The following is a 24105-nucleotide window of genomic DNA, read 5'->3' as shown; positions in this document are numbered from 1 at the left end:
CGGCGTGATAACGGATCTTCGTCGCGCTCCAGGGCGCCAGTCGATGCCGGTCCACGGTGGCCTCGACGGTTGTGCCGTGCGCGGGCGCACTGCCCGTCGACGGAACGGGTATCGGCGAGGCGCAAATTACGGCAGGTGGACAATCCCTTATTTCGGACTGACCGAGGCGCAGTGAAACCATCAGAAAACGCACATCAAAACAGCTGTCTCTGCTGCATGATATCGGCCGCGACCCACAGAGGAAAAGGTCAGGTAATATTTCTGGCGACAGTTGAGATAGTAAGGATCGAGAGTCGGCGATGCGGAAATCGCAGCCACGCCGAAAATCGGCACAACATACCGAAACCGTCTGTTGTTATTTGCCACGCAATGTGATGTCTTAGTTGATGGTTCGTGTTGGGCAGGTGGTATCGGCGGGATGTGCATCGCTGTCGCCTAAGACGCGCCTCAGTCCTACGGAGAGAGGAAGTCGAACTGGGGGTGGCGCTGTCTGTCTAGGTGATGAGGTAGAAGCTCTACGGCGCCGCCGGGCATAGGTCGTACACGTCGGCTCACGGCGCCGACGTGTGATATTTGAGCCGTTGTTGCGCACCCCCTTGACGGGCGCGCAAATCTAATTCTTTCGCGTGCGCATGTTCACGCACGCATTCAATCCGGCCGCATCACGTTTTGTTTTGTGGTGCGCGGATGTCTTCACGTGTTTCTCGGGCGTCAATGGTCAGGAGTTTTCTTCGTGCACGACAAAAACCTGGTGAAGGTCTACAAGGACCGCGAGTACACCTCCACGACAATGGTCCGCCACGACGGCATGGTCGTCGCCTTCGCGGTGGGGGCCGACCGGCGTATCTACTACAGCGTGCTGAGCCTGGACCAGGCCGACCGGGCGCGGGGAGCACTGGATGCGGCCTACTGGAACAGCGACCCGGGACTTCTGCCCTTCCCCACCGAGATGGTCGAGGTGAGCACGGAGACGCCGCTGACGGCGGTCATGCCGACGGTGAAGAGGCGCGGCTCGGTGGAGGCATCGTTCTCGGAGAAGCTGCTGCCGGGAGAGGACGACCCGTTCCTGTCGACGACGGCTCGGCTGACCTCTACCTTCCCCATCCAGGTGCTCTCCGACGGCCGGCACATCCTGGTGTTTCGCCAGTCGGTCGCGGCCGGTGACTCGGGGTCGGTGTACAAGACGACCGGGGGCCTGTGGTCGGGGGACTCGGCGCGCAAGGACTACACCCTGGTCGGCGAGGCCAAGGTCGCCGCAGCCGACTCCGCGTTGCTGTGCGACCGGTTCGTGCTGGTCGGCGCCGAACTCAAACCGGTCGTAGAGGCGCGCTACCAGCGCAGCCGCAGCCGAATCGCCCCCGCTTCGGGCGGAGACACACTCGGCACCCGCGACATGGAGGGGCGGCTGTTTTACGAGCCGACCCTGAAGCTGTCGTTCGCGGGCAAGCTCAGCGGCGGGATCTTCTCGGTGTTGTCGCTGCCGACCGCGATCTCGGGGTTCTCGCGCTGGCAGATCTTCACCGCCGACGACGCCGGCCTCCTGCACAGCTACAACCTGGAGCAAAGTCCCGAAGGGCTGTTCAACGTCGCCGGCACCCAGCTCTACACCAGTCCCGACCCCAAATTCGCCAGCTCAGTGCTGGAGCGGGCCCCGGGCATCGACTCCCACACCGGGAAACTGCTGGTGCCGGTGCGCCCACCGCAGAACCGGGGAGGCACCGCGCTGCGATTCGACAACACGGCCAGCGCCCCGGTCATCGCGGGGAAGACCTCTACGGCGGTGACCGCCGGGCCGTACACGATGGAAGCCTGGATCAAGCCCGCCACCGCCACCACCACCGGGCTCATCGTGGGCCGCACCGACACGACCGGCTTGGCCACCCCGGCCTATTTGAGTCTGAAGGCCGACGGCAAGCTGCTGTTCGGCCACGGCTCTCAGACTCTCACCTCCACCTCGGCGGTGCCGATGAGTGTCTACTCGCATGTGGCGGCGGTCTTCGACGGGTCGCAGATGCAACTGTTCCTGGACGGCGTGGCCGTGGGGACCCTCGCCACGGCCACGAAAGTCGAGGTCACCGCCCAGCTCATGGTCGGCAAACGGGTCGTTTCTGGCCCGGCACAGGCTGATCCCTTTAACGGGCACATCGACGAGGTGCGGATCTGGACGCTTTCCCGCGGTGATTTCTCGGCGCGGGGGCAACGGCCGGCCGGCACGGAGGCCGGGCTGTATGCCTACTTTCCCTTCGACGAGGGCTCGGGCACCAAGGTGCACGACCGCGGTGTCAACAAGTTCGAGGGCACGTTCGAGGCCGGTCCGGTGTGGACGGATTCGGACGCACCGTTGTTCGACGGCCCGGGGGTGAGCCGCCAGTCGTTCTCGATCACCGGGCGCAAGGTGGTCTGCGGTCTGACCGCGACCCTGTACTACCAGCAGCAACCAGCGGTGACGGGATACGGCCACACGCCGTCGCCGGAGAAGGGGCAGGCGCGGGTACTGCTGGCCTTCGCCACCTCGGGGCCGCCGCCGACGGGTGAGCCGACCGGCCGCTCCTACGTCGCGACCCTGGACTTCGCACTGTCGCGGGAGGGGAGACTGGCCACGGCGCCGGGAGTGATCGATCTGACCTGGATCGGCGTGCCCGACCCCACCAAGGACAGCGACAAGCTGCGGGCCGCCCAGGAGGCCGTCACCACGGCCCGCGGTCAGCTCTACAACGACCAGGTGCTCGCTGCGCGGCTCGCGGGCACCAGGGCGCGGTTGGCCCAGATCGATCACGAGCTGTACGACGGAGGCGCCATCAGCTTGTACACGCTCAACCGGACCATCGTTGGCCCGGCCCGCGACTGGGGCGGCCACCGGGAGAGGGAGAGAAATCTCTTCGCCGAGGCGGCCGTCCTGAATCCGGAAGCTGATCGCCAGTTCGAGGCCCAGAAGCGACTCGGTGCGGACAAGGCGGCCTTGGAGACGGCTCTCAACGCGCAGGCCACGCTGACCGGGGCGCTGCTCGGTGCGGCCGAGGCGGTCTTGGCGATGCCCAAGGTGTGCATCGACCGCTCGGGCCTGACCGTGCTGGGTGCCCTGTTGTCGGTCGCCTGGACAAGTCACGCCCCCGCGCTGCTGGACAGCTCCACCGGTGAGGTGGCGCTGTACTTCCGTGGCGGGGAGGGCCAGTTCTTCGCCGTCTACTACGCGACCACCATTTCCCCCGCTGTCAAGGAGATCGCCATGACGGGCGGCACGTTGCGCCTGTCCGGCCGCGATGTGGCGATGAAACTGGCCGACTTCGACGTGAAGGTGACCGCGACCGGGACCGGCATGTGCAAGGTGGAGGTGAGCCGGGGTACGACGGTCGAGACGTTTCCCTCGGTACCCGACCGGGCCGACCTCCTGGCCGCGGTGCTGAACGGCTCGGCACGAGGATCGGACCTGGGGACGGTCTTGTCGCTCCAGGACAAGACCGTGACGCTGGCCGAGCCGCTGACGACCACGCTGACGGCGGGCTCGGTCATCACGGTGGGCGGGGACAGCCGCACGGTCGCAGGCGGGCAGTCGGGGTCGGCGCAGATCACCCTCACCACCGGCAACCTCACCGCCGGCACGGGCGCCAAGGTCCGCATCGCAGCCTACGATTACACGCTGGCCTCGTGCAACGTGGCCGGCATGTCGCCGGCTCACGGCTCGCTGCTCATCAGCGCCTACGCCGGGTCTCTCACCGCGTCGGTGCCCGCGGGAACCGCGTCCAATCTCAGCGAACCGCTGGGGCCGCGCTGGCACGGTGACGCGCCGGGACGGGCGTTCTCCTTTGACGCCGCCCAAAAGCACCGTCTGGAACTGACGAGTACGGCGAACATCTCCGCCCTGGCCGCGGCCGGGAACCTGACGCTTGAGGCCTGGGCCAAGCCGACGTTCGTCGACGGCTTGGACACCATCTTGCACACCGATGTCGGCGACACCTGGTACGCGCTGGGGGTGGAGCACGGCACCCGGACCAACGGGGAGTCCGGCTACGTCATCAACGCGAACATCAACAAGCAGGTCTTCCGCAGCTCCGAGGTGTTCCCCCTGGCCGAATGGGCGCATCTGGCGGTTTCGTTCGAGCAGGACTGGGCGATCCAGATGGACGGCACCGGCCACCTCAACGCCGGCGGCGCGGGCGGCCTGGACCTCGTGGACGACCTGACCATCGAGGCGTTCGTCAAACTCGACTCCATCGGCGCCAAGCAGGGACTGGTCGGCAAAGGCACGTTCGGCGCCGGCAACCACACCGCCGTCCCCTACTGCCTGTATGTGGACACCGACGGTCGCCTCGCCTTCACCTTCGAACCCGGCTCCGGCTCGGACGCGGCGAAGGTCTACAAGTCGACGACGGCCCTGACGGCGGGCACTTTCAACAAGGTCGCCGTCACCCGCAAGAACCCGACGGGTACCACGACCGAGGTGGAGATCTGTTTCTTCATCAACGGCAAGAAGGTCGGCGACTCGCAGTGGTACGGCGGCGCCAAGCCCGTGGGCAACGACGCGCCGGCCGAGCTGGGCCGGATGATGGTGGGCAAGACGGCCTCCGGTCTGAAGGGCGCGCTGTCGGAGGTGCGGATCTGGACCGTCGTCAGGAACGGCGACCAGATCGGCGTGCCGATCACCGCCAAGGCCTCCGGCCTGACCGCGTGGTGGACCTTCCCTGAGAGCAAGGGCTCCCAGACCCAGGACCTGTGCGGCTCCTACCCGGCCACGCTGCACGCGGTGACCCGCGTCCGCACCCCCGACCCCGACGGGAACCGGTTCACCTTCTACCGCAACGGCAGCCCCGTCCCCTCGGGGAAGACGATCTCGACGACGTCGAGCGTGGTGCGGCCCACCTCCTCGCGCTCGGTGGTGGCCGACGGGTTCACCGGTGACCTGGACGAGATCCGGGTGTGGCGCACCGCCCGCACCCAGGAGCAGATCCTGGACAACATGTTCGGCCGCGTCCGCGGCGACCGCCAGGATCTGCTGGCCTACTATCCCTTCGATGCCGATGACACCGTGGCCGGGGTGGTGGTGAAGGACGCCGGCCTGAGTGGCCATCACCTGACCCAGTCGAGTCCGCCCCCCAAGATCGTGCTGTCCACCGCGCCGATCTCCACCGACACCGCCCAGGTCCGCTCCGCGCTGACCGGCATCCGCACCGCCTTCCACACCTTGATCGCAGCCACCCCGGCCGCCACCGAATACGGCGACATCCAGCGCCTCACCGACGATTCGCTCATCGGGGTGCTGAAACGGGCCTACACCTACCTGCAGGCCGACAAATCGTGGGTGCTCAACACCGGGTACAAGGTCGGTGAGCTGACCACCACCTGGGTGGGCCAGGCCCAGTTCGACCCGCAACTGATCGGCTACATCGAAGGCGCCCCGCCGATCCCGTCGGAGAACCTCATCGCCGGCACCGCCGGCGACTACAAGGGCGCCTCCTCAGTCGCCTTCGTCCAGGCCGACAACGTCGTCAACGCCCTGTCGTCGAACAAGAACAACAGCATCGACACGTCCGCGAAGGTGAAATTCGAGATAGCGACCGCCCAGAGCATCTGGACCGTCGCCGCCCCCCTGGGCGCCGGTACGGCACAACCCCTGGCCGAAGCCACCTTGGATCTCGGGCTCAACATCGAACTCAAGTACGCCAACACCTGGAGCAACGAGACCAAGGTCTCCCAAGGCACCAACACCACCCGTACCAGCAAGGTGGAGGTCACCGGCGGCTGGGAGGACCCCGACCCGACCAAGCAGGTCAACCCCACCGCCGGGCGACGCTGGGTGCCGGCCAACACCGGATTCGCCGTGGTGCAGTCCGAGACCGCCGACCTGTACGCGCTGCGCCTGGTCCACAGCGGCGCCCTGGTCGCCTACCGGATGCTGCCCAGCCCCGACATCCCCCGCGACTGGAACCTGATCCCCTTCCCGATCAACCCCCGCTACACCAAGCAGGGCACCCTGGACGGCGTCGTCGGCTACGCCAAGCACGAGACGGCCCCAGGACTGCGTGCCTTCCCCGACCCGCACTTCCCCAAGGCGGGCCAGGGGGAGCGCGGCGAGTTCAGCTATTACCGGCCGGTGGAGGCCTACCGGATCAAGAAGCGGATCCAGCGCGAACAGCAGCAGCTGCAGGGCTTCTACGAATCGGTGTCCACCGAGACCCACGCCCCCGACCCTACCCACGGCCAGGCGGCCAAGGTACTGAACGGCATGATGGGCGGCACCGGCGCCGAAATCGCCCAGGGCGGCAACCCCGAGGCCGGACGCGCGGCCACCCGGGCCGCCTCACGCCGCAACATCGTCAACACCTACGTGTGGACAGCCGCCGGCGGGTTCTTCGCCGAGACCACCGGCACCACCGACCAGGTCACCGAGACCACGGCCGGCTCCTTCACCTTCACCGCCGCCATCGGCTGGAGCGAAGTCGGGGGCTTCGCGATTGGCAACGTCGGCGCCAAGTTCGGTTTCGAGTCCACCACGACCACCGGCTACAGCGTCACCCGCAGCAAATCCAAGGACGCCACCCGCACCTTCAGCCTGGACGTCACCTGCGCCCCCGGCAACCAGTTACAAAAACACAACGGCGACATTCCGGTGTTCGACGCCGACGGCAAACCGATCCTGGTGCCCGGTCGCGTCGACGCCTACCGCTTCATGACCCTCTATCTCGACACCACCACCGACAACTTCGAGGACTTCTACGGCAAGGTCATCGACCCCGAATGGCTGGACCGCGGCAAGGACCCCAACGCGCTGGCGCTCAAGCGCGCCCAGCAATCCGACCGCAAACCCCCCTGCTGGCGCATCATGCACCGCGTCACCTTCGTCAGCCGCGTCCTGGACACCGCCACCACCACCCCGTCCCTGGCCCAAGCCATGGGCGCCCTCGGCATCACCAGCGATTATGGGCTCATCCACCGCCTGCAGCCCTACCTGACCGGCGCCACCGGCGACTTCAACGCGTTGAGCGGGGCAGCCAAAACCGCTCTGGCCACACACTTCGCCAGCCTTGTCCCCTACGCCGAGACCATCGTGGGCCGCCTGGCGGCCTATTACAGCCTCCCCTCCGACGCCCCTGCCCTCACGCCCGCCGCACCGGCGCCCGTGAGCACCCTGACCAGCACCACCAAGTCCGTCGCCAAGGGGACGAACTTCACCGTCCACTACTCCACCCCGGCCGGCACCGTCAGCGCCAAGAACTGGGTCGGCCTGTATCCGGTCGACAAGAAGCCCTCGGAGGTGGAGGCCCTCGCCTGGGGATATGCCCCTGGGGCCGACGGCACCATCGCCATTCCCACCACCGCCCTGCCCGGCCCGGGCACCTACGCGGCCTGGTACCTCCACAACGACGGCTACACCGCCCTGACAGGCGTACTCATGTTCACCGTGACATGACCCATCGTCACTGACGAGCTACCTGCGGCGCCGGGCGACCTCGCCCGACGCCGCAGGACCGATTCGACACACCTTGCCTACATTGGAAAACGTCCCAGCTGACGTGGCAGACACCCAACGGCTCATGTAGATCACCTGGCATAGTCGTGCGCCGGTCAGGGGCGTCGTCGAATGAAACGTCGAAGACCTCGACCTGGAGAACCGCAAAGCGCCACTGACGTCCAAGGGCGGCGACACCGAATGGGTGTACTGGGATGCCGGCACCGCCCGCCTCCCTCGGTGGTCTCAACGAGACCGGCTGATCGTGGGTCCGCCCAGTCGGCACAGCCACCCACCCCGATGTTTCCCAGCCCCTTGGCCCAGACCGGACACCGCCGCTTCGGGCGACCATACGCGGCAGGTCGTAGGCGCCGACCTGGCTGATGGCCGGGAAACCTCCGTGAGCCGTCACCGTCGACGTGGGCGGTTTCGCGTCAGGTGTGCATCCGCCTGCCCAGGGCGGTCTCGTAGGCACGCATCGTCCGTACGATCGTGGCGCGCTCGGCCGGTGTGAGGTCGGCCAGGACCTCGGCCCACGCCAGCGCGCTGCCCGCCAGCCACTCGCGGATCGGCTCGGCGTACTCCGGTGCGATCGCGACGACCCGCCGCCGCCGGTCGGCGTCGTCCTCCTCCCGTGTCAGGACACCGCGTCGAGACAGGTCGCCGACCATGAGGCTGATGGTCGTGGGAGCGACCTCCAGTCGTTCCGCCAGGCGGTTCACCGTGCTGGGGCCGTCGTACTGCAGGTAGGCGAGCAGCGACAGGTGACGGGGGCGAGATCGGAGGTGTGATCGTCGACGGCTGATCCCGTTCTCGCACATCGAGGCGGTCGCACGTCACTCTCCTTCGCGTCAGGGCGGCTCCGGCCGGCGCGCCTTCCCGCTCCGCGAGCGGTTCACGAAGATGCAGAGAATATGGCTCGTCGCGGCCGAATCCGGCGTGACCGAGATGATCCGCGCCAGGGCGATCGAACTCGGTACGTTACCGGATGTCGAGAATGTGGTGCCGGCTCCGTCCCAGGTACACCGGTGGCCACAACGGACCGCCCAGCGAAGAAGGAGAACCACCATGGCGATTCAGCGGATGGACAACGTCGGCATCGTCGTCGACGACCTCGAGGCCGCGATCGCGTTCTTCGTGGAACTCGGCATGGAGCTGGAAAGCGAGGCGCAGATCGAAGGCCTCTGGGCGGACCGTACCGTCGGACTCGACGGTATCCGGAGCGACATCGCGATGATGCGGACCCCGGACGGTCACAACAAACTGGAGCTGATGAAGTACCACGCCCCCGCGGCGATCAGCGCCGGGCCGCAGAACCCGCCGCCCAACACGCTGGGCCTGCATCGGGTCATGTTCGCCGTCGACGACATCGACGACACCGTCGCCCGCCTGCGCGCCCACGGCGCCGAACTCCTCGGAGATCTGGTGCGCTACGAGAACATCTACCTGCTCTGCTACCTTCGCGGCCCCGGCGGGATCATCCTCGCGCTGGCCGAGCAACTCGGCTGACGGCCCGTCGCGGCCGACCCGCGACCAACCGGAACGATCCGCCGGATGGACCGAGAACGACAGCGAAGAGGGCGGCCGGGCAACACACGATCGCTCGCGTGGGATGGATCTCCCACGCCTCGACCCCGCAGCGGTACGCGGACTCCGTGAAGTCCGCCGGAAAATGTCGCGACGGGATGTCGAGAAGCCGCGCGCCGCTCCGTCCCCGTGGTGAACACCGCCACAATGGGCCGTACCTCACCAAGGAGAACACGATGGCCAAGTACCTGCTGCTCAAGCACTACCGGGGCGCGCCGGCATCGGTGAACGACGTGCCGATGGACCAGTGGGAGCCGGAGGAGATCTCGGCCCACATGCAGTACATGCGTGACTTCGCCGCCCGGCTTGAGAGCACCGGCGAGTTCGTCGACAGCCAGGCGCTCTCCCCGGAGGGCACCTTTGTCCGCTACGACGGCGAAGGGCGTCCGCCGGTCACCGACGGCCCGTTCGCGGAGACCAAGGACCTGATCGCCGGCTGGATGGTGATCGACGTCGAGACCTACGAGCGGGCGCTTGAGCTGGCCGGTGAGTTGTCCGCGGCGCCGGGAGCGGGCGGGAAGCCGATCCACGAGTGGCTTGAGCTGCGACCGTTCTACGGGCAGCCCACGGTGGTCGAGTGAACGAGTCGCTGCTGCGGGAGCTGGTGCCCGCGGTGATCGGCGTTCTCGTCCGTCGTGGAGCCGACTTCGCGGCGGCCGAGGACGCCGTGCAGGACGCCCTGGTCGAGGCCGTACGTGTGTGGCCGGGCGATCCACCACGGGATCCCCGTGGGTGGCTGATCACCGTGGCGTGGCGGAAGTTCCTCGACGCCGCCCGCGCCGACGCCTCGCGGCGGCACCGCGAGGTGCGCGTCGAGACCGAGCCCGTACCCGGCCCGGGGAAGGCGGTGGACGACACACTCCGCCTGTACTTCCTGTGCGCGCACCCGTCCCTGACACCGGCCTCGGCCGTCGCGCTCACGCTGCGCGCGGTCGGCGGCCTCACGACGCGTCAGATCGCGCAGGCATACCTCGTGCCGGAGGCGACCATGGCCCAGCGGATCAGCAGGGCCAAGCGAACCGTCTCGGACGTCCGGTTCGACCGGCCTGGAGACGTCGCCACGGTTTTGCGCGTGCTCTACCTGGTCTTCAACGAGGGCTACTCCGGCGACGTCGACCTCGCCGCCGAGGCGATCCGGCTCACTCGCCGGCTGGCCGCGGCGACCAGGCACGAGGAGGTCGCGGGCCTGCTCGCGCTCATGCTGCTGCACCACGCCCGGCGACCGGCACGAACCGGCCCCGACGGCAGGCTCGTCCCTCTGGCCGAACAGGACCGCGGCCTGTGGGACACCCGCCTGATCGCCGAGGGCGTCGACGTGCTCCAGGCGGCCCTCGCCCGTGACCGGCTGGGCGAGTTCCAGGCCCAGGCCGCCATCGCCGCGCTGCACGCCGACGCCCGAACGGTCGAGGAGACCGACTGGGTGCAGATCGTCGAGTGGTACGACGAACTGGTGCGCCTCACCGGCAATCCGGTGGCCCGCCTCAACCGGGCCGTCGCGGTCGGCGAGGCCGACGGCCCGCGGGCCGGTCTGGCCGCCCTCGCGGAACTCGACCCCTCCCTGCCCCGCCACACCGCCGCCGCGGCGTACCTGCGCGAACGTGACGGCGACCCGGTGACCGCGGCACGTCTCTACGCCGAAGCCGCCCGATCGGCACCCAACCTCTCCGAACGCGACCACCTCACGCGACAGGCCGCACGGCTCAACGCGCGACTGCGCGGTTGAGCCGCGGACACCGGGCGTTCACCCAAGACCGCTGTCGTCGCCGACGCGGGTGTGGCGCGGCCGGTGTGCGGGCAGATGTCGCCGGCGTCTGGGCGGCGGGCGGGGACGGGGCGGCGTTCGGACAGGAACACCGGCCCGTGCGTGCGCGTGCTGCCGTCCGGGAGCATGAGGAGCCGGGCACGCACCACTCGAAGGTCCTTCACTACCGCCAGCACCGACTCCGGCCTCCTCGCCTTCACCGTTGGAGCAAGACGAACGACGAGGACGGTAGACCTTCAGAATCTCTGAAATCTCAGCAACTCTCGAAGAAGAAGCCGGAGCGCCAGCCAATAAGCCCAGTTCCTGGGTTTACGCAGGCCAAAACGAGCCCAACGAACTCAAGGGTTATTTCTTAGACCACTCGATTCTTTCGGCCAGCGGCTTTACGGATTCCTGTGGTCGAGGTTCCATAACGATGGAGGACTCTCAGTGCTGTCCGCGCGACCGGAAGGATCGAAGATGTCTTGGTTTCGCCGCAAGTCTCCGGCGGAGAGGCGTGCGATTAAGGAGTGGAAGGAAGGGGATTCGAGGAAATTCACTCACGCTGGTCAAGCCGTAGTTCTCGCTGTCGCTCTGCTCGCCGGCCCGGTCGTTGCGATGCCGGCAGCGAACGCCGTCACTGCCCAGGTCACCACAAACCTGGCAGCCCGTCACAGCAATAAGTGTCTGACCGTGACGGGCCGCTACACCGGTGACAGCAACAACAAGGATGGGGACCCCCTCATCCAGTGGACCTGCACCTCCGGGGCACAGAACCAAGAGTGGCGGCTCGAGCAGCAGGCCAACGGGTACTTCCTCGTCGTCGCCCGTCACAGCAATAAGTGTCTGACCGTGACGGGCCGCTACACCGGTGACAGCAACAACAAGGATGGGGACCCCCTCATCCAGTGGACCTGCACCTCCGGGGCACAGAACCAAGAGTGGCGATTCGAGCAGCAGGCCAACGGGTACTTCCTCGTCGTCGCCCGTCACAGCAATAAGTGTCTGACCGTGACGGGCCGCTACACCGGTGACAGCAACAACAAGGATGGGGACCCCCTCATCCAGTGGACCTGCACCTCCGGGGCACAGAACCAGGAGTGGCGATTCTCCTAAGTATTCTCCTGAGTAAGGAATAACCCCACAGTTCCCTGAGCCTTCCATCTTCGCCATAGCTTCAGGACCTGGGCATTCTCCGTACAGGGCACGTCGCTCTGGCGGTTGAAGGGATTTCGGGATCGGTGAAGCTTCTTCCTCAACGCCCTTGGGTTCCGGCGAACCCAAGGGCGCACAACCTCCCAGACCACCCCAAGCGCCTGGGCTCGACCCTTGGGTTCGCGGGAACTCTGGGGTTTCCATACCTCCCGGGAGGATCGGTACAGATTTTGGCGGTAGAGCTGAGGGCGGAGACGTTTCTCCAGCTCACGGCCATCAATTCCGGGCTGGCCATACCGGGCAGAATGGTCATGTACCCGCATTTCCGCAGTTAGCGGCCTCTACCGCTAATTTCTGTACTCAGACTCCCCGAAGGCCGACATGGCGGATCTCCTTGGTCAGAGGTGAAGGTGTCAGGCGAGGCGCTGAGGCAGCGGGAGGCTAAGAAGTTCTGCGTGTCGCCGGTATGGGGTGGGTGCCTCTTGTTCATGCGGTTGCTCCTGTTTCGGCGTCGGGTCAGTTCTTGAGGAAGCGCAGAAGTGTGCGGGTGAGCTGTTCGGGGTGTTCCTCGAAGATCCAGTGACCGGAGTCTTCGATGACGACCCCGGTCACGCGGTCGGCGTATCGGCGGACCTGGGCGGGGACGAAGTCACCGAGGCTGCCGCGGGCGCCGATGGCGAGCACGGGCATGGTGAGCTTCTTCGCGCCGTACGCGCGGTTGTCGGTGACGTCCTGTGGCAGGGCACGAAACCATTCGAAACTCGCCCGCAGGTGCGCGTCGTCGCGCAGCCAGCGCGCGTACTCGCGGACCTGCTTGTCGCTGACGCCGTTCTTCCTGACTTCGAGGGAGTCGACGAAACGCTCCACCCACTGCTCCTCCCTGCCGTTCACCATGCGCTCGGGCAGGCCGTTGGTGAGGCTGAAGTAGCCGAAGTTCCAGAAGCCCGGCCCCTTCGCGGTGAGGGCGGGGAAGGTGTAGAGGGACTTGTCGGGGATGGGGGCCTCGCTGAGGACCAGCTTGGTGACGTCGCGGCGGTGGGCGGCGGCGTAGGCGTAGGCGACCATCGTGCCGATGTCGTGGCCCACGAGCCTGATGTCCCGCTTGAGGCCGAGTTCGGTCAACAAGCCGTGCAGGTCGGCGGCGAGGGTCTTCTTGTCGTAGCCGTCGGCGGGTGCGTCGCTCTGGCCCGCTCCGCGTAGATCCGGAGCGATGACGGTGTAGTGCTTGGCGAGCTCGGGCAGGACTTCGCGCCAGGTGTACCAGGTCTGCGGATATCCGTGCAGCAGCACCAGCGTCGGCCCGCGTCCACCGCGCACGTAGTTGATCGAGATGTCGCCGACCCGAACTCTCCGCTCGCGGAAACCCGCCGGAACGCGTGGCTCATCGCCGCTCTTCGAGGGCGTCTCGGCGGCGATGGCCGTGATGGGCGCCGGCGTGGCCAGGGCGGAGGCGGCAGGGGTGAGGGAGGCGAGCAGGCCGATCACCGCGATCGGGATGACGGCGCGGCCGCGGATCTTCGGGGCAGGAGCGGATTGGATCGTTTTCACAGGACGTTTCCCTTTCCGAGGCGGGTGAGGGTCGTAGGCTGCTGAACGTGCCGACCGTGCGGTCCGGCTCTCCGGTCTCTCCACGGTGGACCGGGACGTCGCGCACGGTTCGCCGAGAGCCTCGGCGTCGCCGCTCAAGGAGCGATGGAGCACTGGGTGTTCATGGGGCAAACCGTAGAAACCGGCTCGCCGGCCGCGCGAGCGTCACCTGACTGCGTCACCGAGCGCCACGTGACTGCGGGTCTTGTTCCAGGCCGAAGGCGCACGAAGCGGCGTCTCACCCTCGATCATGCGGTGACCTGTGGCTGTCACCGGTCTTCCCATAGGCTTTGGGGCATCTCCACCAGGTCGCGGAGAAGGAGCACCCGATCACCACACCCAGCTTCGCGGAGGTGCTGCGTCGTCATCGGCACGCGGTACGTCTGACACTGGAGCAGCTCGCCGAGGCCTCCGGGGTCAGCGCCCGGACGTTGTCGGACATGGAACGCGGACGCAGCAAGGGTTCCCAGCATCGGACCGTCACCGCGCTGGCCGACGCTCTCGGCCTGGACGACGCCGACCGCGACCAGCTCGTCGAGCTGGCGCGTGAGGGCCGCCTGCGTGATCGCTGGGCCCGGCCGACCGGGCTGTGCGAGCTGCCGCGCTCCGTCGGCGACTTCACCGGTCGAGCCGCGGGACTGGCCTGGACGAGCGAACTCCTACGCGCCGGGGACGCGCCGGGCGCGGCGGGGGTCGGGCTCATCACCGGTTCCGCCGGGCTGGGCAAGACCACGTTGGCCGTCCGCGCCGGGCACGTCCTGCGGCCGGATTTCCCCCGCGGGGTGTTCTTCCTCGACCTGTTCGGTATGTCTCCGCAGCCCTTACCCGTCGACGATGCCTTGGGCATGCTCCTTCGCGCACTCGGCATCGCGGATCAGCAGATCCCGGGCGACGTCGCCGAGCGTGCGTCCCTGTACCGCTCCCTGCTGCGCGACCGGCGCGCGCTGATCGTGCTCGACAATGCCGCCTCCGAGGAGCAGGTCCGGCCGCTGCTGCCGGGCGGTGGTGCGGGAAAGGCCCTGGTGACCAGCCGTCGCCTGCTGGCCGGTCTGGAAGGAGTGCGCAGACTCGCCCTCGGGCCCTTGCCCCCGCTGGAAGCCACCATGCTGCTGACCGGAATCCTGAAAGATCGCGGCGCCCCGGACGAAGAATCGGCCGTCGGGCGGCTCGCGCAGTTGTGCGGTGGTCTGCCGCTCGCGCTGCGGATCGCCGGAAATCGGCTGGTCAGCCGGCCCGGCTGGAACGCCGCCGATCTCGCCGCCCGGCTGACGAACGAGGAGCGCCGCCTGGACCAGCTCAGCGCCGGCGACCTCAAGATCGCCACCGCGTTCGGGTTGTCCTACGAGCAGCTGGCCATCTCGACGCGACGCCTCTTCCGCCGCCTCGCCCTGGTTCCTGGCCGTGACTTCGACGCCGCTCTGGCCGCCGTGGCGGGCGGCACATCGATCGAGGAGGCATGGAACGCCCTCGACGAACTCGTCGACCTCGGCCTGCTGCAGGACAACACGTCGGGGCGCTACCGCTTCCACGACCTGGTCCGGCTGTTCGCCCGCGACCGGCTTCGCAAGGAGGAGACCACGGCCGAGTGCGACGCGCTCAGCGTGACGCTGACGTCGTGGCTGCTGTCGACGGCCACGACCGCCGGGCGGTGGTTCGAGCCCGGGTACGGCGATCCCGGCCAAGCCGCCCCCGACGCCGCCGAGCTGTCCTCCGCGGAGAAGGCCGACCACTGGCTGCGCGTGAACGCGGACAACTGGCTGGGCGCGTTACGTCACGCGACGAGCATCGGCCGGTTCGACGTCGTCCTCGACTGCGCCGAGTCGATGGACTGGTTCTCCGACCGGTGGATGCACGCGCCGCTCTGGTACGAGGTGTTCACCCTCGGTGCCGAGGCCGCCGCCGCCCTGGGCGACCCTGCCAGGCAGGCCGTGCAGCTGAACATGCTGGCCTGGGCTCATCTGCTGTCGCGAGACGACCCGGAGGCCACACTGCGCTACACGGCCCAGGCGATGGACCTGGCGACCCGCAGCGGTGCCTCGATCCAGATCGCCTTGGCCCACCACCATGCGGGGGGCGCGCTTCGGCGGCTCGGGCGCCTCGACGAGGCCATCGCGTCGGAAACCCGGGCGGCGGAGTTACACAGGTCCAACGGCGACATGGACCGGTACTGCCACTCTCTCGGCGCCATCGGCACCTGCCTGCGCGACGCCGGGCACCACGCCGAGGCACTGGAGCGCTACCTCGGCCTGCTGGCTCTGCTGAACGACGACCGCTCGGGGGTGACGCCGAGCGTCGTGGCGATCATCCGGCCGATCGCGCTGGCCCGCGTCGGCGACTGTCTGGGACTGCTCGGCCGCCGGGCCGAGGCGATCCTCAAGCTCACCGAGGCGATCAGCCTCATGGAGCAGGGGCAGTTGCCCGTCCCGCAGGCCCGCTCCCTGGAGACACTGGCGGTCCTGCTGGCCGAGGAGGACCGGATCGGGGAGAGTCGCCGTGCCTACGCGCGGGCGGCCGAGGTGTACCAGGCCGTCGGCGACGCCGAGGCGAGCGGCCGCTGCCGGAGCCTGGCGACCGCCGCGCCCTGACGGTTTCCGCGCCACTTCTGCGTCCTGTTCTGCGTGGCCTGACCACGCGCGCGCGACTTGGATGGAGAGCGTCAGGGACAGGCGCCGGGCCTGTCCGTCCAGGTCAGGAGCGACCATGACCGCTGTCGGGAACATCGTGCTCGTGCACGGGGGCTTCGTGGACGGATCCGGCTGGCGGGGCGTCCACGACGAGCTGACCAGGGATGGACTCCGCGTCCACGTCGTGCAGAACCCGACGCTGTCGCTGGAGGACGACGCCGCGGTGACCCGCCGGGTGTTGGACGGCCTCGATGGTCCAGCCGTCCTGGTCGGCCACTCCTACGGCGGGGTCGTCATCAGCGAGGCCGGCACCCACCCCAACGTCACGTCGCTGGTGTACGTCGCCGCGTTCGCCCCCGACAGGGGTGAGTCGGTCGGCACCCTCATCGCCGCCGCACCCCCTGGCGCGCCGGCGCCGCCCATCCTGCCCGCGGTGGAGGGCTTTCTCCTCCTCGACCGTGACAGGTTCGCCGCCGCGTTCGCCGCCGACCTGCCCGGCCGGGTGGCCGCGTTCATGGCGGACTCCCAGGTCCCGTGGGGCGTGGACGCTTTCGGCGGGCCGGTCACCGAACCGGCCTGGCGGCACAGGCCCAGCTGGTACCTCATCGCGACCGAGGACCGGATGATCCCGCCGCCGGCTCAGCACAGGATGGCCGAGCGTGCCGGGGCGAAGGTCGTCGAGGTCATCGGCAGCCATGCCGTCCACGTCTCCCAGCCCGCCGTGGTCGCCGACCTCATCCGTGAGGCCGCCGCCTGACGACGTCCGCCCTCGCGCGGGAGGCCAGGCCATGTTCTTCCCGCCGGCCTGGGAGCCCTCGCCGCAGCACAGATCGCGGCCGCCGCATGCGAGCCGCCCAGAACACGGACACCCGCAGCACTGAACGCATCAGTGAAAGGCCGGAATCCTCATGACCCGCGTTTCCGAAGAAAGCGCGATATCCGACCGCAGGAACGCCGCCCCGGCGGATTTCGCCGCTGCGCAAGACCGGCCCGGTCAGAAGCGACCTGTCAACGGGCCTGACAGTGGGCTCGCTGGACGGGACCTCTGGCGCAGGCAATCATGGCCATATATGCCAGCGAACCCGCCAGGAAGATCACTTTTCGGGCGAGAGTCCGAACAGCGGCGTCTCCGCGAGTTCGTGGACGGCGTCCACACCAGCGGCGGGGCGTTGCTGGTGCGTGGCGAGGCGGGGATCGGAAAGTCGGCCCTGTTGCTGGACACGGCGGAGATCGCGGCCGCGCGTGGCATGCGCGTCCTGCGGACGGCCGGTGTGGAATCAGAGACACACATGCCCTTCGCCGGCCTGCATCAGGTACTGCTTCCGCTTCGTGCCGAGATCGGAAAACTGCCCGCTCCGCAGCGCGACGCGCTGGGAGCGGCGTTCGGCTTGACCGACGCCCGGGTGCCGGACCCGTTCCTCATCGCCCTGGCTGCGCTGAATCTCCTGGGCGAGGCCGCCGTCCGCTCGCCCGTCCTGTTCCTCGTCGAGGACGCTCACTGGCTGGACCGTGCCAGCGCCGACGTGCTCGCGTTCGTCGCGCGGCGGCTGGACTCCGAACCGATCGTGCTGTTGGCCGCGATACGCGACGGTTTCCAGAGTCCTCTCGACAGGGTGGGGCTGCAGGAGTTGCTCCTCGATCGGCTCGACGACACCGCCGCGACCGCCCTGCTGGACGCCCACAGCCCCGCCCTGGCGCCGACGGTGCGCGCACGGTTGCTGCGGGAGGCGGCGGGAAATCCGTTGGCCCTCGTCGAACTGCCGATCGCCTCGGACACGCGGGACGGGAAGGGGCCCCTGCCGCCGGGATGGCTCCCGCTGACCACCCGGCTGGAGCAGGCTTTCACCGCCCGCATGTCGGGATTGTCGCCGACCCTTCGGACCTTGCTGCTGGTGGCCGCGCTCAACGACAGCACCGCTCTTTCCGAGACCCTCGACGCCACTGCGCTGATCACCGCTGTAGCGGTCACGGCAGACGATCTGGCTCCCGCTGTCAGCGTACGGCTGATCGACGTGCACGAAGCCGGGGTGTCCTTCCGGCACCCGCTCATGCGCTCGGCGATCTACCAGGGGGCGAGCATCTCCCAGAGGCACGCGGTGCACGCCGCCCTGGCCGACGTCCTCATCGGCCGGCCCGACCGTCGCCTCTGGCACCGCGCGGCATCCACCCCCAGACCGGATGAGAGCATCGCCGCCGAGCTGGAGACCGCGGCCAAAGGCGTGCGACGCCGAGGCGACCTGTTGTCGGCCGTCGCGGCGCTGGAGCACGCGGTCAGGCTCAGCGAGAATCCCGCTCACCGGTGTGAACGGCTTGTGCGGGCCGCCGAGTACGCGGCTGAGATGGGACGGCGCGACATCGTCGTGCGGCTGCTGGGCGAAGGCGAGCGGCTGCGGCCTTCGGCCCGGCAGCGGGCCCGTATCGTGTGGATCCGTGAGAACTTCGAGGACGGCATCCGTGACGACAGCGAGGCAGCGCACTCACTGGCCGACCTCGCCGAGAGCATGGCGGCGCAGGGAGACGTCGATCTCGCGCTGAAACTCCTGTCCAGTGCGGCCTTGCGATGTTTCTGGGCTCATGCCGACGAGGAGTCACGGCAACGCGTCGTCACCGTGGCCGAGGGCCTGCCCGTCGACGATATGGACGGGCGGTTGCTGACGGTCTTGGCGTTCGCGGCTCCCATCGAGCGTGGCAAGGTCGTGATCGAGCGATTACGCCACCTGGCCGCCCACCCGGCCGACGGCAGGCCGGTGGCAGGACTGCTCGGCAGTTCGGCGTTGATGGTGGGGGCATTCGACCTGTCAGAGAAGTTTTGCGCCGCGTCGCTACCGGCCCTGCGCGCACAGGGCCGGCTCAGCCTCCTGGCACGAGACCTCGGGGCACAGGCATGGAGCGCGGCCCGGCTGGCCGACCTGAGCGTGGCCATTCCCGCTGCCGAGGAGGCCGCCCGTCTGGCGCACGAGACATCCCAGCCGCTGATGCACGCCATCGCTCAGGCCTCGGGCGCGGTGCTCGCCGCGCTACGCGGCGAACAGGATCGGGTGGAGAGCCTCGCGGCGGCGGCCGAGCAGGTGGCCCTGCCCATCGGAGCCCGCCCCGTACTGGCCACGGTACAGCTCGCGCGCGGGCTCGCCGCGCTGGGCGAAGGACGTTACGCCGACGCCTTCGACCAGCTGCGAAGAATGCACGACCCCGCCGATCCGGCCTTCCACCTGGCGCTACGCTGCTTTTCCATCGCCGAACTCGCAGACGCCGCGGCGCACAGCGGCCAGAACCACGCGGTCGCCGGCATCCTCCGGGAAATGGAGACGGTGGCGCTCACCACACCGTCGCCGTCCCTGCACGCCGACCTGCGCCACGCGCGGGCCGTGCTGGCCGACGAGGCGGTGGCAGGACCCTTCTTCGATGCCGCGCTCGGCGCCGACCTGCGGCGATGGCCCTTCGTGCGGGCCCGGGTGCAGCTGGCGTACGGGGAATGGCTGCGGCGTCGGCGGCGTACGGCCGAGTCGCGGGCGCCCTTGCGGATGGCTCGCGAGACGTTCGACGCCTTGGGAGTGATCCCCTGGAGCGAACGAGCGCGCCAGGAGCTGAGGGCCTCGGGCGAGAGCAGCCACAGTCGCAGCAGCGAAGCGCGCGACGTGCTGACCCCGCAGGAACTCCAGATCGCCCAGATGGCGGCCGACGGCCTGACGAACCGGGAGATCGGCGAGAAGCTCTACCTGTCTCACCGAACCGTCAGCTCCCACCTCTACAGGATCTTCCCCAAGCTGGGGGTCACCTCACGATCGGCTCTGAGCACAGCGCTACGTGTATCGGCCCCACCTCACCGCCTGCTCGGGTGACGCTCGGTGACACAGTCATGTGACGCTCGCGAGGCGCGCACGGGACTTCCTACGGTGAGGCCATGACAGCAGAGAGATCCTTCAAGAACGGCAGCACGCCGACCGTCGTCCTGGTCCACGGCGCCTTCGCGGACGGGTCGAGCTGGTCGGGCGTGATCGCCGAACTTCAGGATTCCGGGATACCCGTGACCGCGGTGGCCAACCCGCTGCGCGGCCTGGCCACCGACGCCGCCTACCTCACCGGCGTCGTCGCCGCGATCGACGGTCCGGTCCTGCTGGTGGGCCACTCCTACGGCGGTGCGGTCATCACCTGGGCCGGAACACGACCGGGCAACGTGGTTGGGCTGGTCTACGTGACCGCCTTCGCGCTGGAGGCGGGGGAGAGCCTGCTGGACGTCACGGGCCACTTCCCCGGCAGCCTGCTGGGCCCGGCGCTGCGGCCGGCCGTCTTGCGCGCAGCCGACGGGGAGGAGACCGTGGAGTTGTTCCTCAGGGACGAGCGGTTTCCCGCGGTGTTCGCCGCCGACCTGCCCGGGCCCTTCACCTCGGTGGCGGCCGCCGCGCAACGCCCCATCGCGGCTACGGCGTTCGAGGACAGCTCTCCCGACGCGAGCTGGAAGATTCTCCCGTCCTGGTACGTCGTGGCGACCGCCGATCAGGCGATCCATCCCGCCGCCCAGCGTTTCATGGCCCGGCGCGCCGGGGCCGAGACCATCGAGGTCGACGCGTCACACGCGATCGCGCTGTCGCGACCGGCAGCCGTGGCCGACCACATCCGCACCGCCGCGACCACGACCACGACCGGGGCGGTCAAGCACACCCATCCGGCATAACAGCCCTGTTCCCAAGGAGCCACACCCCATGACCGCACCGACCGTTCCCGTCATCTTCATCCACGGCCTCTGGCTGCACGCCACCTCCTGGTCCTCCTGGATCGAGCTGTTCACGACCGTCGGCTACGACGCGACGGCCCCTGGCTGGCCGGGCGACGGCGAAAGCGTCGAACTGTCCCGCAAGAACCCCGAGAGCATCGCCGACCATGGCATCGACGACGTCGTCGCCCACTACACAGAGATCATCAACGCTCTGGGCGTCAAGCCGATCCTGATCGGCCACTCCTTCGGCGGCATGATCGCCGAGAAGCTGCTCGGGCAGAACCTGGCCAGAGCCGCGATCGCGATCGACGCCGCGCAGATCAAGGGGGTGCTGCCGCTGCCGCTGTCGGCGCTGCGCTCGACCCTGCCGGTGTTCAAGAACCCGGCCAACAAGCACCGGGCGGTCTCCCTCACCCTCGACCAGTTCACCTACGCGTTCGGCAACGCCATCCCGCCTCAGGAAGCCGCCGAACTGTACGAACGCTGGACCATCCCCGCCCCGGGCAAACCGCTGTTCGAGGTCGCCGCCGCCAACTTCTCCCCTCATTCGCCCGCCAAGGTCGACACCGGCAACAACTCCCGGGGACCGCTGCTCCTGATCGCCGGTGGCAAGGACCACACCGTCCCCGAGACCGTCACCAAAGCGACCCTCAAGCAGTACCGAGACTCCACCGCGATCACCGACTTCCAGGATTTCCCCGACCGCGGCCACTCCCTGACCATCGACCACGGCTGGCGTGAGGTGGCCGACGCCTGTCTGGCCTGGCTCACCGCGAACAACCTCTAGACGAGCCGAAAACGATCCGCGACGCTGCCTTCGTCACCCGTCAACGTCGAGGTCGACCTGGCCACCGCCGCGGGCCCGGCCCGCCTCGTCGCCGCCGCGCCGGCGCAGCTGAACCTTCACACCCTCCTGCCGGCCTTCGAAGTTCTGTGAAGCGGGACTCAGGCGGCTCGGTCGGCGGCTTCCAAGGACTCGATGAGCTGGGTTCGGGCTCGCGCCACCCGGGAGCGCACCGTGCCGATCGGGCAGCCGATCAGCAGGGCGGCCTCGGCGTAGGGCACGCCGACGACCTGGGTGAGCACGAACGCCTCCCGCCGCTCGCGGGGCACCTTGGCCAGCAGGTCGGCCAGAGCCACCTGATCCTCGCAGCCTGGTAGCCCGACGGGTTGACGGCGTTCGGCGACGCCCTGCCAGTCGACGAGATCGGCGACTACGGGGCGGCGGGACGCGGACCGGAACCGGTCGACGACGACCCGCCGGGCGATGGACAGCAACCAGGTCCTGGCCGAGGAGCGGCCCGCGAAGTGGGGCAGGCTGCGCAGGACGCGTACGAACGTCTCCTGGGTCAGGTCTTCGGCCGGCGCGCTCCCGGCCAGATGGGCGACGAACCTGCGGACCTCGGTGTAGACCGCGCGGGTGAAGGCCTCGACGTCCGCGGGCGCTCCCGAGCGCGCGGTCAGCGCGAGCAGCGTCAAATCGTCATCGGGACACGTGGTGACGTCGTGGTCGGCAGTGGGTTGATCGCACGTGGCGGAAATCATGGTGATCGTTCCTCGGGTCACGGTGCAGAACGGATACACGGGTCGAAGGCGCGGCCCCGGAGGGGCCGGCCATGACAGGGATCGGGAAGAGGGCGGCCGGACAGCGCGAATGCCGAGGCGGAACGCGGAAGCGGGATCGGGGCGCGTGGCCGGACCGATCGGGTTTCGTGTTCGCGGCGAGAAGGGGGATGGGCATGGGCCTGCTCCGGCCTGCGGTGAGGGGTACGGCCTGTGAATTCGGGCACGACGGCGGCCGAACGGACACGGGTCCGCCCGGGAGGGCATCGTGAGGAGACGGAACCGCCTTCGAACGAAGGTCGGTCCGTGATGGGGGAGCGGTTCAGCTACGGATCGACAGCGGCGGGGCGCGTCCGCTGAGCGCGTACCGCAACAGCGCCGAGCGCAGCAGCGGCGGTGCGGGGGAGGCGGTGAGCCAGGGGCGGGCGGGTTCTGCAGTCCGGTCGCACCGGACTGTCAGCAACCGTAAAACCCGGACGGCGAGGCGGCGCAGCACCGCCCAGAGCGCGGCCTCGCCGCGCGCCAGCCACCAAGCGGCCAGCGCTGCGGCCCAGGCGTGTGTCGCCACCATGCCCAGGCCGGGCACCAGCCCAGAACCGGAATGCGCGTGTCCGCCGGTCTCGGCCAGTGGCGTGATGAGGTGAACGGCGGAGAAGAGCAGGTGCAGCGCCACCTGCGTGGCCGCCAGCAGCGGCCAGATCACCGCCAGGCCGCGCTCGGTGCCGGTCGCGGGCAGCGCCGTCAGGAACGCCAGCGCCAGAGCTCCCGCCGCCGGCGCGGAGACGACGCCGCCGCCCACGATATGGGCGAGCGCGCCCAGCCCCAGGCACACCACGGCGAAGACCGCGGCGCGGGCCAGGCGGAGCGTCGGGTGCGCGGGCGTGCTCAGTGGATCACTCCGCACCGCCGCCGGGACGGCCCCGGCGCGAGATCAGCGACCAGGTGCCCGCGCCGATCAGCGTGAGCGCGACCAGCGCGATCCAGGTCCAGCCCGGCAGCCCCTCGGAAGCCTGCCGGTCGTCGGCCGCGGAAACGGGGGCGTCGGCCACGGCGGAGGTAGGAGATGTCGGGGCGGGTGAGGAGGGCTGCGCGTCCGCCGAAGGAACGGCGGAGGTGTCCGACTCCGACATCGGCGTGCGGGAGGGGATGGCAGACGGGGTTGCCGGGGCGGTCACGGTGAAGGGGATCTCCCCTTCGATCGGGTGACCGTCGGAGGAGACCACCCGCCAGGCGATCACATATCTGCCTGCGGGCAGCGGCTCGGGAACGTCGGAGGTGACCGTGTCGCCCGCGCCCTTCGCCTTGCCGATGTCGATGACCACATCGCCCGCCGTGCGCAACGCGACCGTGGGGAAGCGCATCCGGGAGCTGAACTCCAACTTGATCCGCTCGACCGCCGAGACCTTGGCACCCTTGGCCGGGGAGCTGCTCTTGAGGCGGTCGTGGGCGAGTGCGGCGGGGGCGAATGGGGTGCTGAGCAGGACGAACAGGGCGCAGCACAGTGTGGTGACAACGGTCGTGCGGACGGATCGCGGCAGGGATGCCATGGTGGGCTCCGAAAAAGGACCTTTCGTCGCGCCCTCGATACGGGCCGACGAGAACGGAAGAGACGCCTCCGGCGAAACACAAGAGAGGAGGACATCATGGTCACGGGGGCACGCCGCCCGCCGGACCCTTTCTTCCGAGGTCC

Annotated in this window: 15 protein-coding genes; 10 read left to right on the top strand and 5 right to left on the bottom strand. The window is 68.8% G+C overall.

Annotated elements, in window-relative coordinates; all coding sequences use genetic code 11:
* The first annotated feature begins 733 nt into the window (after positions 1 to 733).
* On the top strand, positions 734 to 7405 hold the full coding sequence (locus tag AB0B90_RS18970; protein ID WP_362923714.1) for a LamG-like jellyroll fold domain-containing protein: 6672 nt from the start codon (positions 734 to 736) through the stop codon (positions 7403 to 7405).
* Positions 7406 to 7878: 473 nt separating this feature from the next.
* Here AB0B90_RS18970 and AB0B90_RS18965 read toward each other — a convergent pair whose 3' ends face one another.
* A complete protein-coding gene (locus tag AB0B90_RS18965) occupies positions 7879 to 8265 on the bottom strand; it encodes a MarR family winged helix-turn-helix transcriptional regulator (RefSeq protein WP_362923712.1) in 387 nt (128 codons plus the stop codon).
* 262 nt (positions 8266 to 8527) lie between these two features.
* On the opposite strand from AB0B90_RS18965, the gene AB0B90_RS18960 reads away from it, so the two are divergent.
* From AB0B90_RS18960 to AB0B90_RS18945, 4 genes are all read left to right on the top strand, one after another.
* Entirely contained in the window at positions 8528 to 8953 is a 426-nt protein-coding gene (locus AB0B90_RS18960; protein WP_362923851.1) for a VOC family protein, read from the top strand.
* 254 nt (positions 8954 to 9207) lie between these two features.
* Positions 9208 to 9612 (top strand): YciI family protein, encoded by a 405-nt coding sequence (locus tag AB0B90_RS18955; RefSeq protein WP_362906167.1) that lies wholly within the window; start codon positions 9208 to 9210, stop codon positions 9610 to 9612.
* Entirely contained in the window at positions 9609 to 10754 is a 1146-nt protein-coding gene (locus tag AB0B90_RS18950; RefSeq protein WP_362923710.1) for a DUF6596 domain-containing protein, read from the top strand. Before AB0B90_RS18955 ends, AB0B90_RS18950 begins: the two co-directional genes overlap by 4 nt.
* A 498-nt stretch (positions 10755 to 11252) precedes the next feature.
* Positions 11253 to 11888, top strand: a complete 636-nt coding sequence (locus tag AB0B90_RS18945; protein ID WP_362923708.1) for an RICIN domain-containing protein — start codon at positions 11253 to 11255, stop codon at positions 11886 to 11888.
* Between the two features lie 555 nt (positions 11889 to 12443).
* Here the strand turns inward: AB0B90_RS18945 and AB0B90_RS18940 are convergent.
* Positions 12444 to 13475, bottom strand: a complete 1032-nt coding sequence (locus AB0B90_RS18940; protein ID WP_362923706.1) for an alpha/beta hydrolase — start codon at positions 13473 to 13475, stop codon at positions 12444 to 12446.
* Positions 13476 to 13804: 329 nt separating this feature from the next.
* Between AB0B90_RS18940 and AB0B90_RS18935 the strand changes: the two genes are divergently transcribed.
* The 5 genes from AB0B90_RS18935 (at position 13805) to AB0B90_RS18915 (ending at position 21639) form a co-directional block, all read left to right on the top strand.
* Positions 13805 to 16099 (top strand): helix-turn-helix domain-containing protein, encoded by a 2295-nt coding sequence (locus AB0B90_RS18935; RefSeq protein ID WP_362923704.1) that lies wholly within the window; start codon positions 13805 to 13807, stop codon positions 16097 to 16099.
* Positions 16100 to 16214: 115 nt separating this feature from the next.
* Complete coding sequence (locus AB0B90_RS18930) at positions 16215 to 16895, top strand: alpha/beta hydrolase (protein ID WP_350949929.1); 681 nt, start codon at positions 16215 to 16217, stop codon at positions 16893 to 16895.
* A gap of 151 nt (positions 16896 to 17046) precedes the next feature.
* On the top strand, positions 17047 to 19977 hold the full coding sequence (locus tag AB0B90_RS18925; RefSeq protein WP_362923702.1) for an AAA family ATPase: 2931 nt from the start codon (positions 17047 to 17049) through the stop codon (positions 19975 to 19977).
* A gap of 62 nt (positions 19978 to 20039) precedes the next feature.
* Positions 20040 to 20810, top strand: coding sequence for an alpha/beta hydrolase (locus tag AB0B90_RS18920; RefSeq protein ID WP_362923700.1), 771 nt, complete (start codon positions 20040 to 20042; stop codon positions 20808 to 20810).
* A gap of 28 nt (positions 20811 to 20838) precedes the next feature.
* Positions 20839 to 21639: an alpha/beta fold hydrolase gene (locus AB0B90_RS18915; RefSeq protein WP_362923698.1), complete on the top strand. Its 801-nt coding sequence runs from the start codon at positions 20839 to 20841 to the stop codon at positions 21637 to 21639.
* Positions 21640 to 21797: 158 nt separating this feature from the next.
* On the opposite strand, the gene AB0B90_RS18910 is transcribed toward AB0B90_RS18915, so the two are convergent.
* The 3 genes from AB0B90_RS18910 to AB0B90_RS18900 form a co-directional block, all read right to left on the bottom strand.
* A complete protein-coding gene (locus AB0B90_RS18910) occupies positions 21798 to 22397 on the bottom strand; it encodes a sigma-70 family RNA polymerase sigma factor (RefSeq protein WP_350949933.1) in 600 nt (199 codons plus the stop codon).
* A 340-nt stretch (positions 22398 to 22737) separates the two neighbouring features.
* Entirely contained in the window at positions 22738 to 23319 is a 582-nt protein-coding gene (locus AB0B90_RS18905; RefSeq protein WP_362923695.1) for an MFS transporter, read from the bottom strand.
* On the bottom strand, positions 23309 to 23962 hold the full coding sequence (locus AB0B90_RS18900; RefSeq protein WP_350949935.1) for a copper resistance protein CopC: 654 nt from the start codon (positions 23960 to 23962) through the stop codon (positions 23309 to 23311). The genes AB0B90_RS18905 and AB0B90_RS18900 overlap by 11 nt, the downstream gene beginning before the upstream one ends.
* Positions 23963 to 24105 lie beyond the last annotated feature (143 nt).

Origin of the sequence: Streptosporangium sp. NPDC049078 (assembly GCF_040648855.1) — a bacterium.
GTDB lineage: Bacteria > Actinomycetota > Actinomycetes > Streptosporangiales > Streptosporangiaceae > Streptosporangium.
Note: the sequence above shows the minus strand (reverse complement) of the source record. Positions and strands in the feature narration are given on the sequence as shown.

Excerpts from the sequence above, each read along its gene's own strand:
- AB0B90_RS18965 (WP_362923712.1), bottom strand. The coding sequence starts at position 8,265 with ATGTGCGAGAACGGGATCAGCCGTCGACGATCACACCTCCGATCTCGC.
- AB0B90_RS18960 (WP_362923851.1), top strand. The coding sequence starts at position 8,528 with ATGGACAACGTCGGCATCGTCGTCGACGACCTCGAGGCCGCGATCGCG.
- AB0B90_RS18955 (WP_362906167.1), top strand. The coding sequence starts at position 9,208 with ATGGCCAAGTACCTGCTGCTCAAGCACTACCGGGGCGCGCCGGCATCG.
- AB0B90_RS18945 (WP_362923708.1), top strand. The coding sequence starts at position 11,253 with ATGTCTTGGTTTCGCCGCAAGTCTCCGGCGGAGAGGCGTGCGATTAAG.
- AB0B90_RS18930 (WP_350949929.1), top strand. The coding sequence starts at position 16,215 with ATGACCGCTGTCGGGAACATCGTGCTCGTGCACGGGGGCTTCGTGGAC.
- AB0B90_RS18925 (WP_362923702.1), top strand. The coding sequence starts at position 17,047 with ATGACCCGCGTTTCCGAAGAAAGCGCGATATCCGACCGCAGGAACGCC.
- AB0B90_RS18920 (WP_362923700.1), top strand. The coding sequence starts at position 20,040 with ATGACAGCAGAGAGATCCTTCAAGAACGGCAGCACGCCGACCGTCGTC.
- AB0B90_RS18915 (WP_362923698.1), top strand. The coding sequence starts at position 20,839 with ATGACCGCACCGACCGTTCCCGTCATCTTCATCCACGGCCTCTGGCTG.
- AB0B90_RS18910 (WP_350949933.1), bottom strand. The coding sequence starts at position 22,397 with ATGATTTCCGCCACGTGCGATCAACCCACTGCCGACCACGACGTCACC.
- AB0B90_RS18900 (WP_350949935.1), bottom strand. The coding sequence starts at position 23,962 with ATGGCATCCCTGCCGCGATCCGTCCGCACGACCGTTGTCACCACACTG.